21 protein-coding genes are annotated in these 20991 nt (G+C 74.1%); 15 read left to right on the forward strand and 6 right to left on the reverse strand.

The genetic code is table 11. The features are described 5' to 3' along the window. Positions 1-54 precede the first annotated feature (54 nt). Positions 55-1131 carry an O-antigen ligase family protein gene (locus ACZ4YY_RS22480; RefSeq protein WP_468293234.1) on the forward strand — a complete coding sequence of 359 codons (1077 nt, stop codon included), beginning with the start codon at positions 55-57 and terminating at the stop codon, positions 1129-1131. 15 nt (positions 1132-1146) lie between these two features. Here ACZ4YY_RS22480 and ACZ4YY_RS22485 read toward each other — a convergent pair whose 3' ends face one another. Together ACZ4YY_RS22485 and ACZ4YY_RS22490 are read right to left on the reverse strand one after the other, a co-directional pair. Beyond that, positions 1147-1686 carry a hypothetical protein gene (locus ACZ4YY_RS22485; protein ID WP_468292895.1) on the reverse strand — a complete coding sequence of 180 codons (540 nt, stop codon included), beginning with the start codon at positions 1684-1686 and terminating at the stop codon, positions 1147-1149. Between the two features lie 108 nt (positions 1687-1794). Next, on the reverse strand, positions 1795-2580 hold the full coding sequence (locus tag ACZ4YY_RS22490; RefSeq protein WP_468292898.1) for a glutamate racemase: 786 nt from the start codon (positions 2578-2580) through the stop codon (positions 1795-1797). A gap of 39 nt (positions 2581-2619) precedes the next feature. On the opposite strand from ACZ4YY_RS22490, the gene ACZ4YY_RS22495 reads away from it, so the two are divergent. Continuing rightward, entirely contained in the window at positions 2620-3813 is a 1194-nt protein-coding gene (locus tag ACZ4YY_RS22495; RefSeq protein ID WP_468292901.1) for a glycosyltransferase, read from the forward strand. Between the two features lie 60 nt (positions 3814-3873). On the opposite strand, the gene ACZ4YY_RS22500 is transcribed toward ACZ4YY_RS22495, so the two are convergent. After that, entirely contained in the window at positions 3874-5166 is a 1293-nt protein-coding gene (locus ACZ4YY_RS22500; RefSeq protein WP_468293236.1) for a TerD family protein, read from the reverse strand. Between the two features lie 309 nt (positions 5167-5475). Between ACZ4YY_RS22500 and ACZ4YY_RS22505 the strand changes: the two genes are divergently transcribed. The 4 genes from ACZ4YY_RS22505 to ACZ4YY_RS22520 all read left to right on the forward strand — a co-directional run bounded on the left by ACZ4YY_RS22505 (position 5476) and on the right by ACZ4YY_RS22520 (position 10100). Then, positions 5476-5901 (forward strand): DUF6643 family protein, encoded by a 426-nt coding sequence (locus tag ACZ4YY_RS22505; RefSeq protein WP_468292904.1) that lies wholly within the window; start codon positions 5476-5478, stop codon positions 5899-5901. 42 nt (positions 5902-5943) lie between these two features. Continuing rightward, positions 5944-6771, forward strand: coding sequence for an MOSC domain-containing protein (locus ACZ4YY_RS22510; protein WP_468292907.1), 828 nt, complete (start codon positions 5944-5946; stop codon positions 6769-6771). A gap of 185 nt (positions 6772-6956) precedes the next feature. Next, the gene (locus ACZ4YY_RS22515; RefSeq protein ID WP_468292909.1) at positions 6957-7562 is read left to right on the forward strand and encodes an Rv1733c family protein; all 606 of its coding nucleotides are present in this window, start codon (positions 6957-6959) and stop codon (positions 7560-7562) included. A gap of 105 nt (positions 7563-7667) precedes the next feature. Next, the gene (locus tag ACZ4YY_RS22520) at positions 7668-10100 is read left to right on the forward strand and encodes a right-handed parallel beta-helix repeat-containing protein (RefSeq protein WP_468292912.1); all 2433 of its coding nucleotides are present in this window, start codon (positions 7668-7670) and stop codon (positions 10098-10100) included. A 255-nt stretch (positions 10101-10355) separates the two neighbouring features. Here ACZ4YY_RS22520 and ACZ4YY_RS22525 read toward each other — a convergent pair whose 3' ends face one another. After that, the gene (locus tag ACZ4YY_RS22525; protein WP_468292915.1) at positions 10356-12689 is read right to left on the reverse strand and encodes a hypothetical protein; all 2334 of its coding nucleotides are present in this window, start codon (positions 12687-12689) and stop codon (positions 10356-10358) included. Between the two features lie 299 nt (positions 12690-12988). Between ACZ4YY_RS22525 and ACZ4YY_RS22530 the strand changes: the two genes are divergently transcribed. Then, positions 12989-13819, forward strand: a complete 831-nt coding sequence (locus ACZ4YY_RS22530; RefSeq protein WP_468292917.1) for a DeoR/GlpR family DNA-binding transcription regulator — start codon at positions 12989-12991, stop codon at positions 13817-13819. Between the two features lie 50 nt (positions 13820-13869). Continuing rightward, positions 13870-14346: an SRPBCC family protein gene (locus ACZ4YY_RS22535; protein WP_468292920.1), complete on the forward strand. Its 477-nt coding sequence runs from the start codon at positions 13870-13872 to the stop codon at positions 14344-14346. 225 nt (positions 14347-14571) lie between these two features. On the opposite strand, the gene cds1 is transcribed toward ACZ4YY_RS22535, so the two are convergent. Then, positions 14572-15696 carry an L-cysteine desulfhydrase Cds1 gene (gene cds1 / locus ACZ4YY_RS22540; RefSeq protein ID WP_468292923.1) on the reverse strand — a complete coding sequence of 375 codons (1125 nt, stop codon included), beginning with the start codon at positions 15694-15696 and terminating at the stop codon, positions 14572-14574. Between the two features lie 339 nt (positions 15697-16035). Here cds1 and ACZ4YY_RS22545 point away from each other — a divergent pair, with 339 nt between their 5' ends. Next, positions 16036-16359 (forward strand): hypothetical protein, encoded by a 324-nt coding sequence (locus ACZ4YY_RS22545; RefSeq protein ID WP_468292926.1) that lies wholly within the window; start codon positions 16036-16038, stop codon positions 16357-16359. Positions 16360-16572: 213 nt separating this feature from the next. Further along, positions 16573-17112 (forward strand): ATP-binding protein, encoded by a 540-nt coding sequence (locus tag ACZ4YY_RS22550; protein ID WP_468292929.1) that lies wholly within the window; start codon positions 16573-16575, stop codon positions 17110-17112. A 34-nt stretch (positions 17113-17146) separates the two neighbouring features. Here the strand turns inward: ACZ4YY_RS22550 and ACZ4YY_RS22555 are convergent, their stop codons facing one another. Continuing rightward, the gene (locus ACZ4YY_RS22555; protein WP_468292932.1) at positions 17147-17428 is read right to left on the reverse strand and encodes an SHOCT domain-containing protein; all 282 of its coding nucleotides are present in this window, start codon (positions 17426-17428) and stop codon (positions 17147-17149) included. Between the two features lie 170 nt (positions 17429-17598). On the opposite strand from ACZ4YY_RS22555, the gene ACZ4YY_RS22560 reads away from it, so the two are divergent. The 5 genes from ACZ4YY_RS22560 to ACZ4YY_RS22580 all read left to right on the forward strand — a co-directional run bounded on the left by ACZ4YY_RS22560 (position 17599) and on the right by ACZ4YY_RS22580 (position 20935). After that, positions 17599-18171 (forward strand): TetR/AcrR family transcriptional regulator, encoded by a 573-nt coding sequence (locus ACZ4YY_RS22560; RefSeq protein WP_468292935.1) that lies wholly within the window; start codon positions 17599-17601, stop codon positions 18169-18171. Between the two features lie 25 nt (positions 18172-18196). After that, positions 18197-18775 (forward strand): DUF4865 family protein, encoded by a 579-nt coding sequence (locus ACZ4YY_RS22565; protein ID WP_468292938.1) that lies wholly within the window; start codon positions 18197-18199, stop codon positions 18773-18775. Next, the gene (locus ACZ4YY_RS22570; RefSeq protein ID WP_468293237.1) at positions 18772-19680 is read left to right on the forward strand and encodes a phosphotriesterase family protein; all 909 of its coding nucleotides are present in this window, start codon (positions 18772-18774) and stop codon (positions 19678-19680) included. Before ACZ4YY_RS22565 ends, ACZ4YY_RS22570 begins: the two co-directional genes overlap by 4 nt. A 126-nt stretch (positions 19681-19806) precedes the next feature. Further along, the gene (locus ACZ4YY_RS22575) at positions 19807-19992 is read left to right on the forward strand and encodes a DUF1272 domain-containing protein (protein WP_468292940.1); all 186 of its coding nucleotides are present in this window, start codon (positions 19807-19809) and stop codon (positions 19990-19992) included. Between the two features lie 358 nt (positions 19993-20350). Further along, positions 20351-20935 (forward strand): TetR/AcrR family transcriptional regulator, encoded by a 585-nt coding sequence (locus tag ACZ4YY_RS22580; protein ID WP_468292943.1) that lies wholly within the window; start codon positions 20351-20353, stop codon positions 20933-20935. Positions 20936-20991: the final 56 nt, after the last annotated feature.

The following is a 20991-nucleotide window of genomic DNA, read 5'->3' on the forward strand; positions in this document are numbered from 1 at the left end:
TTCACGGGTACGTCGTCCGCGGCCGGCCAGGAGGCGGACGACGACAGACGGCAGATCGACGACGCTCGGAACGTCGACAACAGGCGAAACGTTTCTGACGCGGCCGGCGTCGCAGTGCTCGGAGCCTGCGCGGCCTGGTCGTTGATCACCGCGACGGCCCAGGGCGGACGCCCGGAGGGTGTGCTGCTGGCGGTGCTGGCCGTGGCCGCCGGTTACGCGGCGGGGCGGATGTGCGGCGTGCTGCTGCCCGTCGCCGCGCCGTGTGCCGCGGCGGTCGCGGGGCTCGGTCTGACGGTGGCGCTGCCGCGGCTCACCCCGGGTCCCGAGTTCGCCGGCCCGCTCGGGCACGCGGGTGCCACCACCGCGGTGCTGACCCTGTCGGCGGGCGCCGCGTGCTGCGCCGCCTGGGCCACGCCGGTGCCCGCGCTGCGGTTCGCCCTGCGGCTGGTGGCGGTCGGCGTCGCGGTGACCGGGGCGGTCCTGGGGGCGACCACCGCCGTGGTGACCTGCGGCGCCGTTCTGCTGTGCTCCCTTGCGGCCGGCCGGATGCGGCACCGGGGCGCGGGCCTCGCCGGACTGACCCTGGCCGCGGCCGGCGGAACGGCCCTGACCTGGGCGGTGGCCGGCCGCGCGCTGCCCTGCGGGCTCGCCGCCTCGCTGGCGGACCGGCTGACGCCGCGCCGGGTCGACCTGTGGCGCGACGCCCTGGACCTCGCGCACCGCGACCCCGGTCTCGGCGTGGGACCGGGTCGGTTCGGAGAGCTCAGCGCGACGGCGGCCCGCTCGGCCCTGCCCGACGGCAAACCGCACTCCGCGCCGTTGCAGATGGCCGCCGAGCAGGGGGTGGTGGGGGTGCTGCTGCTGGCGGCTGCCTTCTGCTGGCTGTTGTTCGCGCTGTGGCGCGCCCCGCGCCCGACCCCGGTGGTCCTCACCGCGGGTGCCGCGCTCACGGCGCTGGCGGCGGCCGCCTGCGTCGGCAACGTGCTCAGCTTCACCGCCGTGTCGGTCGGCGCCGGTCTGCTGGCGGGCCTGGCCACGGCCCGTCCGCTCGCGGTGGAACCGGCCCCCGTCGACGCGCCACCCCGGCCGGCCGGGGACCGGCGCCCGCGTGACGACCGCCCGGCCGCCTGACCAGCGCGTCCGGCGTCAGTGCGCCGCGCCGGGCGTGCTCTGCCGCAGCCGGTCCCTGATGGCCTGCACGGCGGATTCGGCGTCGTCCACGGTGATCGTGAACGTGTGGCCGTCCCAGAGGCGCAGCACGACGCCCTCGCCACGCCGTACGACGACGGCGGTGCCCTTCTCCGGCCGCCAGCGGTAGCCCCAGCCGCCCCAGTGGCGGGGGGTGACGTGCGGGTCGAAGTCGGCACCGGCGACATGCGCGAGGGGGATGCGGCGGCGCGGCAGCCCGATGTGGCCGCAGCGCACCTCGAGGGACTCCCTGTCGAGCTTCAGGTCGACGTGGACGAAGGCGAGGGTGCCGAAGAGGACCAGCAGTCCGGCGGCGATGCAGCCCACGACGGACACGACCAGCGCGACGCCGGAGGTCCACGCGGAGTCGACGGCCAGCTCGACGCCGAGGGCCATGCAGGCGGCGCCCACGAGCGCGAGCAGCCACTGGAACCGGTTGGTGGCGCGTCCGTGCCAGACGTGCGGGGCGTCGTCCCCGCCGGCGTGGGGATCCCTCATGGGTATGAGGTTACTCAGGTTTCTCTCCGCCGGTACCGGGTCGCGGAGGGTGACTGGGCCGCCCGGAGGACGCGCGGTGCCGGGTGGGCCGGCGCGGTGACCGGCCCGTCACGGGGCGGGGCTGACCGCCTGGAGCAGACGCCCCTCCGCGTAGGCGAGGGCGGGAACCGGAAGGCCGCCCTCGCGGCCGCTGAGCAGAACGGTCACGGTGCCGCGGGCCTCCGCGTCGGGCGCGGCGGGGACGCCGATGCGGCGCAGCGCCTGCGCGGCGACCGCGCCGGCCGAGCCGAGCAGGGCGAGCGGGAGACGGCCCGGGCGCTGGACGGCGGCGCGAATGCGTTCGCCGACGAGTTCGTAGTGGGTGCAGCCCAGGACGACGGTCGTGACGTCCTCGGGGGTCAGGGCCGCGGCCGCGGCGACGGCGGCGTCGATCGCCGCCTCGTCGGCGTGCTCCACGGCCTCGGCCAGGCCCCAGCAGGGCACCTCGGCGACGGTGACGCCGCCGGCGAAGTCCCGGATGAGGTTGCGCTGGTAGGGGCTGCCGGTCGTGGCGGGCGTGGCCCAGATCGCGACGGGGCCGCCGCCGGCCGCGGCCGGCTTGATGGCGGGTACGGTGCCGATCACCGGGATGGCGGGTTCGAGGCGCTCGCGCAGGGTCGGCAGGGCGTGGACGGTCGCCGTGTTGCAGCCGACGATGAGGGCGTCGGGCCCGTGGGCGGCGGCGGCCTCGGCGACGGCCACCGCGCGCCGGGTGAGGTCCGCGGACGTGCGCGGCCCCCAGGGCATTCCGTCGGGGTCCAGGGAGAGCACGAGATCCGCGTCGGGTCGCAGGCGCCGTACCGCGGCGGTGGCCGCCAGCAGCCCGATTCCGGAGTCCATGAGCGCGATCTTCACCCGGCCACGATAGACGATGTGCCGTGGAGGCCCGGTCGGGTGGGGCAGACTGCGCCCGTGAGCGCCATCGTGTGGATCGCCGCCGTGTCCCTCGCCGCGTGGACGTGGCTGCTGCTCTGCCAGGGCTTCTTCTGGCGCACCGACGTACGGCTGCCGCCGCGCCGGGAGCCGGGCACGTGGCCGTCGGTCGGTGTCGTCGTCCCCGCGCGGGACGAGGCGGCGGTGCTGCCCGTAAGCCTGCCGTCGCTGCTCGCGCAGGACTATCCGGGGCGGGCGGAGGTGTTCCTCGTCGACGACGGCAGCGTGGACGGCACCGGCGAGCTGGCGCGTGAGCTCGCACGGCGGCTCGGCGGGCTGCCGCTGACCGTGGTCTCGCCGGGCGAGCCGCCCGCGGGCTGGTCGGGCAAGCTGTGGGCCGTGCGGCACGGTATCGCCCTGTCACGCGCGCGTGAGCCCGAATACCTCCTCCTGACGGACGCCGACATCGCGCACGCCCCGGACAGCCTGCGGGAACTGGTGGCGGCGGCGCGCACCGGGGGCTTCGACCTGGTCTCGCAGATGGCGCGGCTGCGCGTGGAGAGCCTGTGGGAGCGGCTGGTCGTGCCGGCCTTCGTCTATTTCTTCGCCCAGCTGTACCCGTTCCGCCGTGTCGGCCGGCGCGGCGCGCGCACGGCGGCCGCGGCCGGCGGCTGCGTCCTGCTGCGCACGGAGGCGGCCGCGCGGGCCGGCATCCCGGACGGCATCCGGCAGGCGGTCATCGACGACGTCGCGCTCGCGCGGGCCGTGAAGAGGAGCGGCGGCCACATCTGGCTCGGGCTGGCCGACCGGGTGGACAGTGTGCGCCCCTACCCGAGCCTGCGCGACCTGTGGCGGATGGTGTCGCGCAGCGCCTACGCGCAGCTGCGGCACCGTCCGCTCGTACTGGCCGGCACGGTCCTCGGCCTCACCCTGGTGTACCTGGTGCCGCCGCTCGCCGTCCTGACCGGGCTCACCACCGGCAGCGCGTCCGCGGCGTGGCTCGGCGGCCCGGCCTGGCTGGTGATGACGGGCACCTATGTGCCGATGCTGCGGTACTACCACCAGCCGCTGTGGCTCGCACCGCTGCTGCCGTTCACCGCCCTCCTCTACCTCCTGATGACGGTGGACTCCGCCGTGCAGCACTACCGGGGGCGCGGTGCGGCCTGGAAGGGCCGCACCTACGCCCGTCCGGACGCCGTGCCCGACGAGGGCTGAGAGCTCCGAACAGGAGGGAGCCCGGCTCGGCCTCCCTCTTGTTCGGAGCCTGAACCCGCGTCACTTGCGGCCCGGCGTCCAGTTCATGCCCCATCCGTAGGCGTGGTCGACGGTGCGCTGCGGGCTGACGCCGCGTTCCGGCACGAGGTAGCGGGCCTCGCGCTGGACGACGAGGTCGCTGCCGGTGTTGGTGATCAGCGCGAGCGCGCACACCGTCGACGGGACGGTGCACTCGTCCAGGGAGAAGTCGATCGGGGCACCGTACTGGGGGTGGAGCGTGACCGTGGCGTGCAGGTCGGCGAAGGACCGGGCGCCCTCGTAGACGGTCACGAAGACGAGGATGCGCCGGAAGGCGTCCTTGTGGTCGAGGTTGACGGTGAGGTTCTCACCGCTGGACACGGCCCCGGTGCGGTCGTCGCCGTCGAGGTGGATGTACGGCGGCTGGTGCAGCGCGCCGAAGGCGTTGCCGAGGGCTTGGACGACTCCCTTGCGGCCGTCGGCGAGTTCGAACAGGGCGCACAGGTCCAGGTCGAGGTCGTTGTGGAGGGCGACGGCGCGGCCGTGCTTGCTGCCCCACCGCGAGAACTGCTTGCGCACCTCCCAGTTGAGGTTCACGCGCATCGCGCCCGAGGTGCCGCCCTGCTTGGTCAGCGACACGGACGGGGCGGCCTTGGTCAGCGTGACCTTGGTCAGGCGGACCGGCGCGGTGGGCGGCGCCTGCGGCGGGGGCGGGGGCACGGCGGCGGGGACGGAGGGCATCGTCACGGGCGGCGGCACAGGCGTCGCGGGGATCTGCGGGGTCGACGGCGCGGTCACGGGGGGTGCCGCGCGCTGCGGCTCGTCGACGGTGATGCCGAAGTCGGTGGCCAGGCCCTCCAGGCCGCTGCCGTAGCCCTGTCCGACGGCCCGGAACTTCCAGGCGCCCTGGCGGCGGTAGAACTCGCCCAGCACGAAGGCCGTCTCGACGCTCGCGTCGGTGCTGTCGAAGCGGGCCACCACCGTGTTCTGCTGCGCGTCCCGCACCTCGACGGCGAGGTCCGGCACCTGTCCGAACGTGCCGCCGTCCGACGAGGCGGCGAGGACGACCGTCTCGACCGTGGGCTCCACGCGCGCGAGGTCGACGAGCAGGGTGTCGGTGACCCGGCCGCCCGCGTGCCGCTTGCCCTCGTGGCGGACCGCGCCGGAGGCGTGCGCCGGCTGGTTGTAGAAGACGAAGTCGCTGTCGGAGCGGACCTTCCCACCGACCAGCAGCAGCGCGGAGGCGTCCGCGTCGGGCACGCCCGGCCCGGAGCGCCAGCCGACCTCCACCCGCAGCGCCGTCGTCGGCACCGGCGTGTTGGAGCCCTTCGGCATTGACATGTCCGCCCCCATCACCTGTCGCGGGGCCGGGCGCTCGTCCCGGCGTCCTCGGTCCTGTCTACCCGGCCAACCTATTCGGCCGGACCGGGAACGCCCATCCGCGGCGCGGAAACAAGCGCCGAACAACCCCGGCAGACCGCCGGTAACCCGCCCGGAACTCGGCCTTTATCCGATCACAGCGTGGATTGCCGCCCCTTTTTGCCAAGTTCGCTCGCATTGGGGATCCCAAGTCATCGCCGACACGGAAAACAACCCTCTTATCGGTCTCCCCAACCAGCACATCGTGGGCTTAACTTATGTCCCATGACCTCCCCCCGCTCCACTTATGGCGGCGGCTACTACTCCGCCTCCTTCCCGGACACTCCGATCTACGACTCGCTCGTGGCCGAGCGGGGCACCCCGCAGATCGCCCCGATCCGGGTCCCCGCCGAGTACGCCATGCCGACCGGCAGCCTGCCGGCGCTGCCCTCGGCACTGCCCGCCCTCCCGGCGGCCCCGTCCCAGCCCTCCTACGGCTACCCGCAGACGCAGCAGCCCGCCCCGCTGCAGCAGGCGGCCTACATCCCGCCGCAGGCCACCGCGCCGCGCGGCTACCCCGGCCCGCAGGCGCAGCAGCCGCGCCCGGCGGCACCCGGCATGGGCTATGAGGCGATGCGCCCCGCGGCTCCCCGGCCGGCCGGTGCTCCCTACCAGGATCCGTACAACAACCAGCAGTACCGCGGCTACTGATCCGTCGCAGGGCCCGTCCACGCCACCTGGCAGGATGGGCCCATGGGGCATCATGCGCGACTGCTGTCGATTCACGTTCATCCGGTCAAGGCGTTCCGGGGTCTGTCGCCCCGGGAGGCCCTCGTGGAGCCCTGGGGGCTGGCCGGAGACCGACGCTGGGCGCTGATCGACGACGGGGGAAAGGTCGTCACGCAACGCCAGCAGCCGCGCCTCGCCATGGCCGCCGCCGAGCTCCTGCCCGGCGGCGGCCTGCGTCTGTCCGCTCCCGGTCGTGAGCCCCTGACCGTCGCCGTGCCGGAGCCGGTGGGCACGGTCGTGGTGGAGATCTTCCGCGACAAGGTGGACGGCGCCCTCGCCGACCCGGCCGCGCACGCCTGGTGCAGCGCCTACCTGGGATCGGAGGTGCGCCTGGTGCACATGGACGATCCCGCGACGCGCCGCCCGGTCGACCCCGCGTACGCCCTGCCCGGCGAGACGGTCACGTTCGCCGACGGCTACCCGCTGCTGCTCGCCACGACCGCGTCCCTCGACGCCCTCAACTCCCTGATCGCGCAGGGTGAGCACGCCGCCGAGGGCCCGCTGCCGATGAACCGGTTCCGGCCGAACCTGGTCGTGGCCGGCACCGCCCCGTGGGCCGAGGACGGCTGGTCGCGTCTGACGATCGGCGAGGTCGGCTTCCGGGTGGCGAAGACCTGCGGGCGGTGCGTGGTGACGACGACCGACCAGACCACCGCGGTCCGCGGCAGGGAGCCCCTGTACTCCCTCGGCCGGCACCGCCGCCTCGACGGCAAGCTGGTCTTCGGGCAGAACCTGGTGCCGCTGTCGCGCGGCACGGTCCGGGTCGGCGACCCGGTCCGGATCGTCGCGTAGTTCCGGCCGCGCTCTGCCCGCGCCGGACGGGCGCGGGAACCCGCGCTCGCCCTCCGGCCGTTGTGCTCTCGTGAGAAGTCCATGAGGGGACCCGGTTCCAGGTGATGTGGCTCTCTCTTCGACCGGTCCCCGCCGTGAACGGCCCCTCGGGGCGTTATCACGGAGCAGAAGGGGGTGCGGGACACATGAGAGCGATCGGCGGACTCTGGCGCTGGCGGCACAACCCGTTGCGCCGTACGACTGATCTGGTCGAGGCGTGGCTCGCTCTGACGGCCCTGCTGTCGATCCTCCTCCTCGCACCCGTCGTCGGCTCCCTCGTCGGGGCGGTCACACGGGACGCGCTGCAGCGGTCGGTGCGCGAGCAGCACGCGTCCCGCCACCCGGTCACGGCCACCGTGGCCCGCACACCGGCCCCCTCGCCGCTGGAGGCGAACCCCGAGACGGCCACCGGGCGCGAGACCCGCAGCCGCGTGGTCGCCGACTGGACCGCGCCCGACGGCACCGACCACCGCGGCACGGTCGTGGCCGACCTGCGATCCCCGCGGCAGGGCGACGAGTTCCGGATGTGGACCGACGCGCACGGCCGACCGGTGGCGCGGCCGCTGGACTCCGCCACGGCGACGGCGCACGCCGTCCTCGCCGGGTTCGGCGCGGCCCTGCTCGCCGCCGGCGTCGTCGAGGGCGGCCGACGGGTGATCGTGTGGCGCATGCTCCGCCGTCGGTACGCCGTCTGGGACCAGGCCTGGGACCGCGCCGGCCCGGACTGGGGCCGCACCGGTACAGGTTGCTGACACCTTCTGTCTTGGTCAACTCAGCGCCCGTCCACACGCTACGGTGGTCCGGCCGAAGCATTCGGCATCGACCCGCGTACGACGAGGTGGGGGCAAGGCAACTCCATGGCACAGGGCACGGTCCAGGTGACGCACACCGGCGCATCGCGGTGGCGGCGCCGCACGGGTGAGTACGCATCGCTCGCCGCCGCCCTGGAGGCCGCGGCCGAGGGCGACGTCCTCACCATCGCTCCCGGCACCTACCGGGAGAACCTCGTCATCGAGCGGGCGGTGACCCTGCGCGGTCCCGAGGGCGCCCCCGGTTCCGTGCGGATCGCGCCCGCGGACGGTGTGCCGCTGACCGTGCGGGCCTCGGCGGTGGTGCAGGACCTGCACGTGGAGGGCCAGGACGCGGCGGCGCCCGCGGTGCTCGTAGAGGAGGGCACACCCGAACTGCTGGACGTGCGGATCGTGTCCCGGTCCTCGGCCGGCATCGAGGTGCGCGGTGGAGCCCGGCCGACGGTACGGCGGTGCACCGTCGACAATCCGGCGGGCATCGGCATCGCCGTGGTCGACGGCGGCGGCGGTGTCTTCGAGGAGTGCGAGGTCGTCGCCGCCGGGCAGGCGGGCGTCGCCGTCCGCGGCGGCGGGCATCCGCGCCTGGAGCGCTGCCGGGTGCACCACACCTCGGGCAGCGGCCTGAGCGCGACCGGCGAGAACTCCGCCCTCGAGGCGGTGGGCTGCGAGGTGTACGAGGTCAGGGGCAGCGGCGTCCAGATCACCGCCCAGGCCACCGGCCACCTCACCGACTGCGATGTGCACCGCACCACCGCTGACGGTGTCACCCTGGACACCGACGCCGTGCTCACCCTGGCCGACTGCCGTATCCACGACATCCCGGAGAACGCGGTCGACCTGCGCTCGCGTTCCGTCCTCACCCTCACCCGCACGTCGGTGCGTCAGTTCGGGCGCAACGGGCTGTCGGTGTGGGACCCGGGCACCAGGGTGGACGCCAACCAGTGCGAGATCTTCGACAGCACCGGCGACTACCCCGCCGTGTGGGTCAGCGACGGCGCCACGGCCGTCCTGGACTCCTGTCGTGTGCACGACGTGCCGGACGCCCTGTTCGTCCTCGACCGCGGCTCGCGCGTGGACGTCGTCGACAGCGACCTGTCGCAGGTGCGCAACACGGCCGTGTCGGTCAGCGACGGCGCGACCGCACAGCTCGACGACTGCCGGATCCGGGACGCCGGCACTGGGGCCTGGTTCCGCGACCACGGCAGCGGCGGCACCCTCAACAACTGCACCGTGGACGCCACCCAGACCGGTGTGATCGTCACCAAGGGCGCCGATCCCACCGTCGAGCGCTGCACGGTCGACTCCCCCGCCGAGGCGGGGTTCTACGTGTCGGCCGGCGGCCGCGGCAGCTTCCTGAACTGCCGGGTGACGCGCAGCGGCGGCTACGGCTTCCACGTGATAGACGGTTGCCGAACGACGCTGCGCAGATGCCGGACCGAGCGCTGCGCGCGCGGCGGGTACGAGTTCGCCGACGCCGCCGACGCGCCGCCCGGGTCGGGCCCGGTGGCCGAGGACTGCACGAGCGACGAGAGCGCGGGGGCGCGCGACCCGTCGACGGCGCTCGAGACGGCCGTGCAGACGGCGGTCCCCCCGTCGCCGGTCCTGCTCGGCGCGATCCCCGAGCAGCGGGACACGGTGCCGGCGTCGGCCGGCGGCCCGGAGAAGCCGGTGCGCACCTCCACGGACGTGCTCGGTGAACTCGACGCGCTGGTCGGCCTGGACAGCGTCAAGCGCGAGGTGCGTGCGCTGACCGACATGATCGAGGTGGGCCGGCGCCGGCAGCAGGCCGGACTGAAGGCGGCCTCCGTCAAGCGCCACCTGGTGTTCACCGGCTCCCCCGGTACCGGCAAGACGACGGTGGCGCGTCTGTACGGGGAGATCCTCGCCGCGCTGGACGTCCTGGAGAAGGGCCATCTCGTCGAGGTCTCCCGCGTCGACCTGGTCGGAGAGCACATCGGTTCCACGGCGATCCGCACCCAGGAGGCGTTCGAGCGGGCCCGCGGGGGTGTGCTGTTCATCGACGAGGCGTACGCGCTGTCGCCGGAGGACGCGGGGCGTGACTTCGGCAAGGAGGCCATCGACACGCTCGTGAAGCTGATGGAGGACCAGAGGGACGCCGTCGTGGTGATCGTGGCCGGCTACACCGCCGAGATGGAGCGGTTCCTGTCGGTCAACCCCGGCGTGGCCTCCCGTTTCTCACGGACCATCACCTTCGGCGACTACGGGCCCGAGGAGCTGCTGCGGATCGTGGAGCAGCAGGCCGAGGAGCACGAGTACCGGCTCGCGTCGGGGACCGCCGAGGCATTGCTGAAGTACTTCACGGAGATCCCGAAGGGCCCCGCCTTCGGCAACGGCCGCACCGCCCGCCAGACGTTCGAGGCGATGGTGGAACGCCACGCGAGCCGGGTCGCGCAGGTGCCGGAGCCCAGCACCGACGATCTGACGCTGCTGTACGCGGAGGATCTGCCCGAGCTGCCCTGAGAGCCCCGGGCAGAAGGGGAGTCCGGCTCGCGGCGCCCGGCACGCGGCGCCCGGCACGCGGCGCCCGGCACGCGGCTCGCCGCGTCGCCGAGGGGCCGGGTGGCTCCGCTACGAGGAGCTTCCGGCGCTTTGCGATCGCACGCACCGGACGCCGCCGGCTGACCGGTCTCCCCCTCTGTTCGGAGCTCTCGGGGGTCCTTGCACTGTGCCCGCCTGACCGCGCGGCCTGATCAGAGGCTCACGGTGCAAGGAACCCTAGGCCCCGTCGTCGGACCCCTCCGCGCGCGGTGCGGGGACCTCCGGGTGCAGGCGGGCCAGCAGGCGCTGCCGTTCCTGTGCGAACGCCGGGTCCGCCTGGTAGTCGGAGTGTCCGAGGAGCGGCGTGGGCAGCGGGTGGTCCTCGGTACGGCCGTAGGCAAGCGGGTCGGCGAGGGGGGCGCGGTCGACCGCGGGGCCGCAGTGGTCGCCGGCCAGCCTCACCGGCCCGCCGATGGGGTCGGTGAGGCGGTAGAGGTTGCGCCAGCAATCCATGTCCTCGTGGAGCGCGGTCAGCGCGGCCGGGCCGAAGTGGGCGGGGAACCAGCGGCCGTAGAGGCGTTCCAGCGGCGAGCCGTAGGTGAGCAGGGCGACGCGTCGACGGTCGGCCGCCCCCAGCTGCCAGGCTGCGGCGGCCGCGAGGACGCTGCCCTGGGAGTGGCCGGAGATCACCAGCCGTCCGCCGGTGGCGCGTGTCCAGGTGGCCATCCGCCAGGTCAGGTCGGGCACCGCGCGTTCGGCGTAGCAGGGCGGTGCGAAGGGGTGGGCGGCGCGCGGCCAGAAGGTGCCCACGTCCCAGAGGATGCCGATGGTGCGCCGGGCGGAGGGGTCCTTGTAGGCACGCCGGCCCCAGGTGACGAACAGTATGAACCCGAGCCCGATCAGCCAGGAGCCGAGGGCCTGTCCGGTCCGGGCGGCGCCTTCGAGGAAGGGCAGGGTGCCCTCCGCGGCCCGGTTCGGTGTCTTCCCGGTGGCGAAGGCGCCGACGAGGGCGCCGGCGCCCAGCAGCAGGGTCGTGGCGGCGGTGACGGCGACGACGAGGGGCCCGCGGTCGGTGAGGGTGGCCATCGCGCGGGCGCGGGCGATGCGCTGGGTGCGGGCCGCGTCCGCGGGCCCCACCGCGTAGTCGCGCTCGACCGCGGCGCGTTCGGCACGCGCCAGCCGCACGGTCTGCCGGGCGAGCAGTCCGCCCAGCACGAGCAGCACGAGCAGCAGGACGGGAATGACGGACGCCTGCCAGGTCAGCAGCACGGGCGGCCCGGGGAGGAAGCCACCGGTGCCGTCCAGCCAGTCCGACACCCGCTGCGACACGCCGCCGGACATCACCCCGCCGAGGGCGCAGGCCAGCATCACGACGGCGGGGCCGCCGAGGCCGTGCAACGCGGCCCGGCCGGAGGCCTCGTGGGAACGGCGGTGCAGCACGGTGGCGACGCCGGCGAGGACGATCACCAGGGCACCCTGGAGCACGGCGATCCCGCCGAATGTCACGTCGCCGGGGAGACGGCCGGCCGAACGCCAGCCGGGGCGCTCCCAGCCGGCGTACACGAGGGTGAGGGCGAGCAGGGCGAGGGCGGCCAGGGGCAGGCGGCGTACGAGGCGGGCGTCGAGTGCGCGGTCGAGGCGGCGTTCGCTGCGGCCGCGGCGGCACACCACCCACAGCGTGGCGAGCGCGCCGCCGGCCAGGGCGACCGCCAGGAGCCGGCCGAGGACGTCGAGCAGCGCGGGGCCGCCCGGGGCGCGGTCTTGGCGTGCGGCGGTCGATCCGACGGCCGCGGCGATCGTGAGCAGGCCGGCCGCGGTGTGGGCCGCGCGCAGCCGGGCCACCAGGCGGCGTCCGTACCAGAAGCCGGGCCGGCCCAGGGCGGTGTGGGCGGGTGCGTCGGCCGGCTCGGGCCGACCGCCCGGCGGCTCCTGGGACTCGTAGGCCCGCCAGGTGCGGTGGGAGAGGTACCAGAGCAGGCCGGTGAGGGCGGTGGGGACCAGGGCCGCGAGGGCGAGGCGACGGCCGGGCGCGCTCCACCAGCCGTCGTCCGACAGCGCCGGGGACAGCAGGTTCAGCCAGGAGTGGCGCTCGGCGCAGGCGCGGGTGCCGGCGCACTGCCAGGCCGTCAGGTCGAGGGCGACCTCGCAGGCCGCGGCGACGAGCAGCACCGTCAGGCTGAGTCCGGCGAGGCGCACCAGCAGGCCGTACAGGCGCACGGGGCGGGTGCGTTCCCGGGCGGCGGGGCGCATCCAGTGGGCGAGGTTGACGACCATGAACGGCAGCAGCAGGAGCCACAGGGCGCGGGTGCCGTTGCCGGAGGTGAGGTTGCACCAGACGTAGGCCTCGGGGACCGGTCGGTCCCGGGGGCCGCCGGTGGCGTCGTCGGGACGGTCGGCGTCCGCGTCCTCGGCGCGCCGGAAGACGGCGGCCGTGTCGTCGCCGGTGATCCGCACGGTGCGCGGATCGTTCAGCATCCTCTCGGGCGTGGCCCCGCCCACGCCGTGGACCAGCAGTTCCAGGGCGGCTCCCGTCGCCGCGCCGGACGCGGCCCGTTCCTGCGCACGTTCCACTGCTCTCGCACTTCCCCCGTGACGCGCTGCCGACATGTGTGCGTGCGGGGCAAGGATCTCCGCTGAGCGGGCCGTGCACACCTGTTGTCACCGAATCTCTCCCGTTCCGTGGGGCGAGCGGGACCTCGGTCCGGGGTGTGACATGCCCGCGTCGGGCAGGTGGTGGCGCGACCGGTACCCGCCCGTGCGAGGATGGGACGCCCGCAGCCCCGCCGACCGGCACAATGACCTCGTCGTAGCAGGTGCGCGGGCATGTCGGACGGAGTGGATCGGCTTGAGGCGAGAGGACCGGAGCGTACGTGAGTGAGAATCAGAACCTCCTCGCGGAGCAGCGTCGCGCCCTGATCCTGGACGAGGTCCGGCGACGGGGCGGCGTCCGCGTCAACGAGCTGACGCGCAAGCTCGGCGTGTCGGACATGACGGTGCGGCGCGATCTCGACGCGCTGGCCCGGCAGGGCGTCCTGGAGAAGGTGCACGGCGGTGCGGTGCCGGTGGTGGAGGCGAGCACCCACGAGCCGGGGTTCGAGGCCAAGTCGGGGCTGGAGCTGACCGCGAAGGAGGACATCGCGCGGGCGGCGGCCGAGCTGGTCGCGCCGGGCAGCGCGATCGCCCTGTCCGGCGGGACCACGACGTACGCGCTCGCGCACCAGCTGGTCGACGTGCCGGATCTGACGGTGGTGACCAACTCGGTGCGGGTGGCCGACGTCTTCCACGTGGCGCAGCGCACGTCGGGGCCCCGACAGGGTGCGGCCACGGTGGTGCTGACCGGCGGGGTGCGCACGCCGTCCGACTCGCTGGTGGGGCCGGTGGCCGACCAGGCGATCGCGGCGCTCCACTTCGACCTGCTCTTCCTCGGCGTCCACGGGATATCGGCCGAGGCCGGTTTGTCCACGCCGAACCTGGCGGAGGCCGAGACCAACCGGCGGCTGGTGCAGTCGGCGCGGCGGGTCGTGGTGGTCGCCGACCACACGAAGTGGGGCGTGGTGGGGCTGAGTTCCTTCGCGACCCTGAACCAGGTCGACACGCTGGTGACGGACGCGGGGCTGCCGGCGCCGGCGCGCGCGGAGATCTCCGAACGCCTGCGCCGTCTGGTGGTCGCCGGCGAGCCCGACGAGGGTGCGGACAACTGACGGGACAGCGGCTGGGATGACGCAGCGTCGACCGAGGGGGTGGCTTCAGCATGGCCCGTCGTCTGCGTCCGGTGGGGCTCGACTTCGTCGGGAGCGCGCCTGTCCGCCTGGTCTTCGCCGCGGAACTGCCCGCCCCGCCCGACAGGGTGTTCCGCGCGCTGGCCGGCGACGTGCCCGGCTGGGCGGAGTGGTTCCCCCAGGTGACGTCCGCCCGGCCGGTCGACGACGGGGCCGGCCGGGAGATCCGTCTCAAGGGCGGGATCAGGTTCCGGGAGACGATCCTCGCGGCGCGCGAGCCCGAGGTGTACGCCTACCGCGTCGACACGACCAACGCGCCGGGCGTGTGGGCCCTCGCCGAGGAGTGGCGGCTGATGCCCGCCGACCGCGGCACCCGGATCCGGTGGACCTTCGCGGCGGACGGGTCGGCGCCGTTCCGCCTGTTCATGAAACCGGCCCGGGCCGCCCAGTCCCGCGCCTTCCGGGACGCCATGACGCGTCTGGGCCGGCGGTTGGCGGCGGGCGGGTAGGGGCGCGGGCAGGATCGGCGGGAACAGGCCCGCAGGGACGGATCCGGGGACGCAGGACCCTCAGGGGTCCTTGCACTGTGCCCGCCTGGGCCGCGCGGCCCGGCACCGCACCTCGCCGCGTTGCGGGAAAGCCCTGGTGGCTCCTCTACGAGGGCTCTCCGGCGCCTTGCGATGCACGGCACCGGACCACGCGGCCTGATCAGGCGCTCACAGTGCAAGGACCCCTCAGTCCGGCCAGACCCCCGTCGCCAGCAGCGAGTCGATGGCCGCCGTGTAGGGGGCGATGTCGAGGCCCTGTTCGGCGAGCCAGGCGTCGGAGTAGTACTTGTCGAGATAGCGGTCGCCCGGGTCGCACAGCAGGGTGACCACACTGCCCTGCCGTCCGTCGGCCACCATCTCGGCGACGATCTTCAGGGCGCTCCACAGGCCGGTGCCGGTCGAGCCGCCCGCCTTGCGGCCGATGGCCCGCTCGAGGGCGCGAACTGCGGCGACGCTCGCGGCGTCGGGGACCTTCATCATGCGGTCGACGGCGCCGGGCACGAAGCTCGGCTCCATGCGCGGCCGGCCGATGCCCTCGATACGTGAGCCGCAGTCGCAGGTGACGTCCGGATCGCCGGTGGTCCAGCCCTCGAAGAAGCAGGAGTTCTCGGGGTCGGCGACGCACACACGGGTGTCGTGCTGCGTGTAGTGGACGTAGCGCGCGATGGTCGCCGACGTGCCGCCGGTGCCCGCCGTCGCGACGATCCACGCCGGCTCCGGGAACCGCTCCCGCTCCAGCTGTCGGAAGATCGATTCGGCGATGTTGTTGTTACCGCGCCAGTCCGTGGCCCGTTCGGCGTAGGTGAACTGGTCCATGTAGTGGCCGCCGGTCTCCGCCGCGAGGCGGGCCGACTCCTCGTACATGGTGCGCGGGTCGTCGACGAAGTGGCACCGGCCGCCGTGGAACTCGATCAGGCGGATCTTCTCGGCGCTCGTCGTGCGCGGCATGACGGCGATGAAGGGCACGCCGATCAGCTTGGCGAAGTAGGCCTCCGACACGGCCGTCGAGCCGCTGGACGCCTCGATCACCGGACGGTCGTGCCGGATCCAGCCATTGCACAGGCCGTACAGGAACAGGGAGCGCGCGAGGCGGTGCTTGAGGCTGCCGGTGGGGTGGGTCGACTCGTCCTTGAGGTACAGGTCGATGCCCCACCGCTCGGGCAGCGGGAAGCGCAGCAGGTGGGTGTCGGCCGATCGGTTGGCGTCGGCCTGGACCTTGCGGACGGCGTCTTTCAGCCAGATGCGGTAGGCGGTGTCACTGCGGTCGACGTCGAGGGTGGCGCCGGTGCGGGACGGCTCGGTGGTGCTCACGGCGAGGGCTCCTTCGTACTTCGCTCCGACGGCGCCTCACGCGGCCGACACCTCGATCATAAGCACCTTCCACACGCTTCTCACCTGCATAAACGCATCTTTGGGCGCCTCAAAGACACCCCTGGGGGCGGCGGCCGGTGCGGTGGGGGCGCATTCGCGCGAGTGCTCCGGATGCCCCGGCCCGCGTCTCGTGCGGACTGGTGCTCGCCGCCGCGCCCGGGCAGACTGCACCCGGCGGGGCGAGGGTCCCGTACGGGGGGCGCACAGGATCACGACACGGACCGGTTCCCGTCCGCGCTGCGGCAGGGACCGGCACACCCACGTGCAAGGGGGCGGGGCATGGCGGAGCCGGAGTTCACGGCCACGGGCGTGCGGATCGACAAGCGACTGCGCTCGCTCACCCGGGCCGGACAGGTCCGCATCAACGACGGCAGGCTGGAACTGCTCACCAGCTACGGCAGCGAGATCGACAGTGCTCCGGTGCAGGCGGTCCGCGCCTCCCGGCCCCGGTTCGCGCCGGAGGACCGGGCGCTGGCGGACCTCAACGGCAAGCGGTACCTGCTGACCCTCGGCGACCACGACCCCGCACCGGGCGAGCCGGGCCCACCGGCCGTGAGCCGCTTCATCGAAGCCGTGCGCAGGGCGGCGGGGCGCGAGGACTGAAGCCGTTCGCACGGGGTGACCCTGCGGGGACGGCGAGTTGCGGTCCCCGACCCCTTGCGCCACGCTGGTCTCACGTCACTCTGGGTTTACCGGCGATAACGCTGCGAACCAGCCCGCCGGACACGACAGCAGGCGGCCGCCTCGCGCAGACGCACTGCTCCGATCGATCCGAACTCCGTGTTCTTCCGGACCTCACGTCGGGGAGTCGCAGCCGTGATCAGCAACCCAAGCAGGCACTGCACGGTGGAGCTCCAAGCCCTGCCGTCGCGGATCGGCCAGGTCCGCAGAATCGTATCGGCGCAGTTGCGCTACTGGCATCTCGATCCGCTCATAGACCGGGCCGCGCTCGGTGTGACGGAGCTGTTGACCAACGTCCACCTGCACGCCCAGCCCGACAAGACGTGCACGGTCGAGATGGAGCTGTTGCTCGACCGGCTCACCGTCTCGGTGCGCGACCACGATCCGCGTCTTCCGCAGGTGGAGGACGTCGACGAAGCCGACGTCCTGTCCACGTGCGGGCGCGGGCTCGCCATGGTGGCCGCGCTCAGCGAGAGCTGGGGCGCGCGGCCCGACGGCGAGTCCGGCAAGGTCGTGTGGTTCACCCTGCCGACCGCGGTCTGCACGCGCGACCGGTCGGCCCGTCCGCCACGCCGTACGCCCGCAGAGGTCGGTGCGCACCGGTTCCCCGAGGTCGTGGCCGTCGACGGCCACCGACCGGCACACGCTCCCGCCCGGTCCGCCGTCGTCGGCTGACCGGGCGGTGACCCGTCCCCTCTGACCGCGGCCGTCACGCACGGCGCTCGCGTGGAGCGCCGAACTGCTCGTCGAGGACGGAGAGTCGGCGCCAGCACTCGTCCTCGTCGGTCTCGCCGGAGGTGAAGCGGCGGCCGAGGACGGTGAGGGGCGAGTCCTCGCCGTCGGCGGCGTGCCGCCGGGGGCCGGGGCGCCCGTGCCACGCCGTGCGGCGCAGCAGCGCGATGCCGCCGCCGATGACGAGCGCCCAGATCACCGGGAAGAGCAGGATCCACGGGCGGGGCCCGCCGTCACCGAAGTGCGCCAGGTTCTGCATGGTCGGTCAACTCCTCGGTCGCCGTGCGCTTGCGTGTCGCTTTCGAGGGTCGTCCGGACAGGGACGCGGGGCGTCGTCCGGGCAGCGGCCGTTCGCCTACCTTCCGGGGAGTACGCGCCGGGCGGGTGAGCGACTCGACTACTGTACCTACTGGTATGTACAGTAGGTGTATGAGCACGCCGGAACGTCTGATCGAGTCCACCCGCGAGCTGCTGTGGGAGCGCGGCTACGTGGGCACCAGCCCGAAGGCGATCCTGGAGCGGGCGGAGGCCGGCCAGGGCAGCATGTACCACCACTTCAAGGGCAAGCCGGATCTCGCGCTGGCCGCGATCCGGCGGACCGCCGAGGAGATGCGGGCGGCCGCCTCGGCGGTCCTGGAGGGACCCGGGACGCCGTACGAGCGGATCGAGGCGTATCTGCGGCGGGAGCGGGACGTGCTGCGCGGCTGTCCGATCGGGCGGCTGACCATGGACCCGGACGTCGTCGCCAGCGCGGAGCTGCGCGCCCCGGTCGACGAGACGCTCCGCTGGCTGCGGGAGCGGCTCGCCGCGCTCGTCGAGGAAGGCCGACGGCTCGGGCACTTCCCGCCCGAGGTGGTCGGGGAGGAGATCGCGGCGGCCGTCGTCGCCACCGTCCAGGGCGGGTACGTCCTCGCCCGCGCCTGCGGGTCCCCCGACGCCTTCGACGCGGGCGTGCGGGGACTGCTGTCGCTGCTCGCCCCGCGCGACACCCGTACCGCCTGACGCGACACACCCGAGGAGACAGCCGATGCACGCCATGCAGTACGAACTCACTCTGCCCGCCGACTACGACATGCGCGTCATCCACGACCGCGTCGCCCGCCTCGGGCATCTGCTCGACGACTGGGCGGGGCTGGGCCTCAAGGCGTACCTGGTGCGCGAGCGCGGTGAGCACGGCTCGCCGGTCAACCAGTACGCCCCCTTCTACCTGTGGAACACGGTCGACGGCATGAACGCCTTTCTGTGGGGCGGCGGTTTCCAGGGTCTGAGCGACGACTTCGGGCGGCCGCGGGTGCGGCAGTGGACGGGGCTCGCGCACGAGCCCGGCGGCGGATCCCGGGCGCGGTTCGCGGTACGGCGACGACAGTCCGTGCCGGCCGACGCGCGGGCGGCGGACGTGGCGCAGGACGCGGTGCGGGAGGCCGGGCGGCTGGCGGCGCGGGACGGGGCGGTCCTGGCGGCGGCGGCCGTGGACACGAGCCGTTGGGAGCTCGTCCACTTCTCGCTCTGGGAGCAGAGCACGCCCGAGGCGGAGGGCGACGTGTTCCGGGTGCTGCACCTGTCGGCGCCGGGCCGGGACCGGCTGCCCAGGGGGCGCCGGTGGTGAGCACGGTCCGCACGGTGCTCGGCGACGTGCCGCCCGGGCGGCTGGGGGTGTGCGACGCGCACGACCACCTGTTTCTGAGCAGTCCCCGGCTGCCCGGGCAGGAGTTGCGCAGTCGGTCGGCGGCGCGGGCCGAGCTGGCCGCGTTCCGGGAGCAGGGCGGCGGATCCGTGGTGCAGTGGACGCCGTACGGGCTGGGGCGGCGGGCAGCCGACCTGCCGGCGCTGTCCCGGGAGTCGGGGGTGCACGTCGTGGCGGCGACGGGGCTGCACCAGGACGTCCACTACGACGAGGCGACGCTCGCCGGGCTGCGCGGCCGGCTCGCCGAGGTGTTCGTGGCCGAACTGACCGACGGCATCGGCACGTCCGGCGTGCGGGCCGGGTTGATCAAGGTCGCGGGCGGGTTCCACGTCCTCGACGCGCACACCCGCTGGACCATGGCCGCGGCGGCCGAGGCGCACCATGCGACGGGGGCGCCCCTCGCCGTCCATCTGGAGCTGGGCACGGGCGCGCTGGACGTGCTGGACCTGCTGTGCGGGGAGCGGGGGGTGCCGCCGCACCGGGTGGTGCTCGGGCATCTGAACCGCTCCCCCGACACCGTGGTGCACTTGCAGGCGGCCGAGGCGGGCTGCTACCTGGCGTTCGACGGCCCGTCCCGCGCACACCACGCCACCGACTGGCGGATGCCGGACGCCGTACGGGCCCTGGCCGAGGCCGGTTTCGGGGACCGTCTGCTGCTGGGCGGCGACACGACGATCGCCGCGGCCCGCTCGGTCGACGGCGGGCCGGGGATGCCCCACCTGCTGCGCCGGGTGCGGCCCCGGCTCGCGCTCGCCGTGGGCGAGGAGCTGGTCACGCGCATCCTCACGGAGAATCCGGGGCGGGCGTTCGCCGTGGAGTGGCGCTGAGGCGGCCGTGTCGGGGTGGCCCGATCGTGTTGATCTTTGACCCGGCGCGGCCCTGCCCGGCGTCCCGGCGGCGGCGAGGATGGGCACGACCCACTCGTCACCCCGTCACCGAGGAGAAGGACCACGATGGCCCTGGAGATGCGCGACCGCTGCGAGCGCTGTACGACGGCGGCCCTGCCGCACGACGCGCCCGCCCGGATCTGCTCCTACGAGTGCACCTTCTGCGTGCGCTGCGGCGAGGAGCTGCGGAACGTCTGCCCCAACTGCGGGGGCGAGCTGGTGGCCCGGCCCCGGCGGGCGCTGCCGGCCTGAGGGGTCCTTGCACTGTGAGCGCCTGATCAGGCCGCGCGACCCGGGCGGGCACAGTGCAGCCCGGCGGCGCGGCCCGTCAGGCGGAGGTCTGGTCGCTGCCCTTGGGGGCGCCCCGACCGTGCCGGCGCTCGGCCTCGGTGCACGCGCTGACGCGGGCGCGGACCCGGTCGGGGTGACGGTCCGCGCGTCTCGATGGCGGGGTGCTCGTCTCGGCGTGCGCTCCTGGGGGCGCGGCGCGGACCCTCACGCGGAGGAGAGCGCATCGACCGCACGGTGACCGGCGGTGCGGAGGGGGAGCCGACCGGTCGGACCCGACCTTACTTGACTGATCGTTCTTGATTGATCTAGCGTCCCTCACATGTCCCGGACCAAGCAATTCGACCCGGACGCGGCCCTTCAGGCGGCGCTGGAGCTGTTCTGGCGGCGCGGGTACGAGGCCACGTCGATGGCGGACCTCGTCGAGCACCTCGGGATCGGGCGCGCCAGCCTCTACGCGACCTTCGGCAACAAGCGGGACCTGTACCTCAAGGCGCTCGACCGTTACGGGGAGATGCAACAACCGCTGCTCCTGCGGGAGTTGTCCCAGCCGGGGCCCGCACTGCCGGCGCTGCGCGCGGTGGTGCGCCGGTTCGCCGCGGAGGCCGTGGACGAGACGCGCCGGGCATGCGGGTGCTTCGTCACCAACACGGCCACGGAGCTTGCGCCGCACGACTCCGCCGCGGCCCGTCGTGTCGAGATGAGCTGGGAGCACCTGGAGACACTGCTGCACTCGGCACTGACGCGGGCGCAGGCGCAGGGCGAGTTGCCGGACGGCCGCGACCCGCGGGCACTGGCCCGCATGCTGCTGGTGCTGATGCAGGGCCTGCGGGTGGTCGGCAAGGCGTCCCCGGATCACGCGCGGGTGCGGGACGCGGCGGAACAGGCGCTGGCACTGCTGGACTAGGGGTCCGGGCGACGACGGGAACCCTCGGCCCGACCCCCTGCCGTCACTCCGGCCCG

It is taken from the genome of Streptomyces sp. NPDC030143, from assembly GCF_055573695.1.

Coding starts and splice junctions, on each gene's coding strand:
- ACZ4YY_RS22510 (WP_468292907.1), top strand. CDS start 5,944: ATGGGGCATCATGCGCGACTGCTGTCGATTCACGTTCATCCGGTCAAG.
- ACZ4YY_RS22505 (WP_468292904.1), top strand. CDS start 5,476: ATGACCTCCCCCCGCTCCACTTATGGCGGCGGCTACTACTCCGCCTCC.
- ACZ4YY_RS22545 (WP_468292926.1), top strand. CDS start 16,036: ATGGCGGAGCCGGAGTTCACGGCCACGGGCGTGCGGATCGACAAGCGA.
- ACZ4YY_RS22515 (WP_468292909.1), top strand. CDS start 6,957: ATGAGAGCGATCGGCGGACTCTGGCGCTGGCGGCACAACCCGTTGCGC.
- ACZ4YY_RS22520 (WP_468292912.1), top strand. CDS start 7,668: ATGGCACAGGGCACGGTCCAGGTGACGCACACCGGCGCATCGCGGTGG.
- ACZ4YY_RS22500 (WP_468293236.1), bottom strand. CDS start 5,166: ATGCCGAAGGGCTCCAACACGCCGGTGCCGACGACGGCGCTGCGGGTG.
- ACZ4YY_RS22565 (WP_468292938.1), top strand. CDS start 18,197: ATGCACGCCATGCAGTACGAACTCACTCTGCCCGCCGACTACGACATG.
- ACZ4YY_RS22535 (WP_468292920.1), top strand. CDS start 13,870: ATGGCCCGTCGTCTGCGTCCGGTGGGGCTCGACTTCGTCGGGAGCGCG.
- ACZ4YY_RS22485 (WP_468292895.1), bottom strand. CDS start 1,686: ATGAGGGATCCCCACGCCGGCGGGGACGACGCCCCGCACGTCTGGCAC.
- ACZ4YY_RS22555 (WP_468292932.1), bottom strand. CDS start 17,428: ATGCAGAACCTGGCGCACTTCGGTGACGGCGGGCCCCGCCCGTGGATC.
- ACZ4YY_RS22575 (WP_468292940.1), top strand. CDS start 19,807: ATGGCCCTGGAGATGCGCGACCGCTGCGAGCGCTGTACGACGGCGGCC.
- ACZ4YY_RS22560 (WP_468292935.1), top strand. CDS start 17,599: ATGAGCACGCCGGAACGTCTGATCGAGTCCACCCGCGAGCTGCTGTGG.
- ACZ4YY_RS22580 (WP_468292943.1), top strand. CDS start 20,351: ATGTCCCGGACCAAGCAATTCGACCCGGACGCGGCCCTTCAGGCGGCG.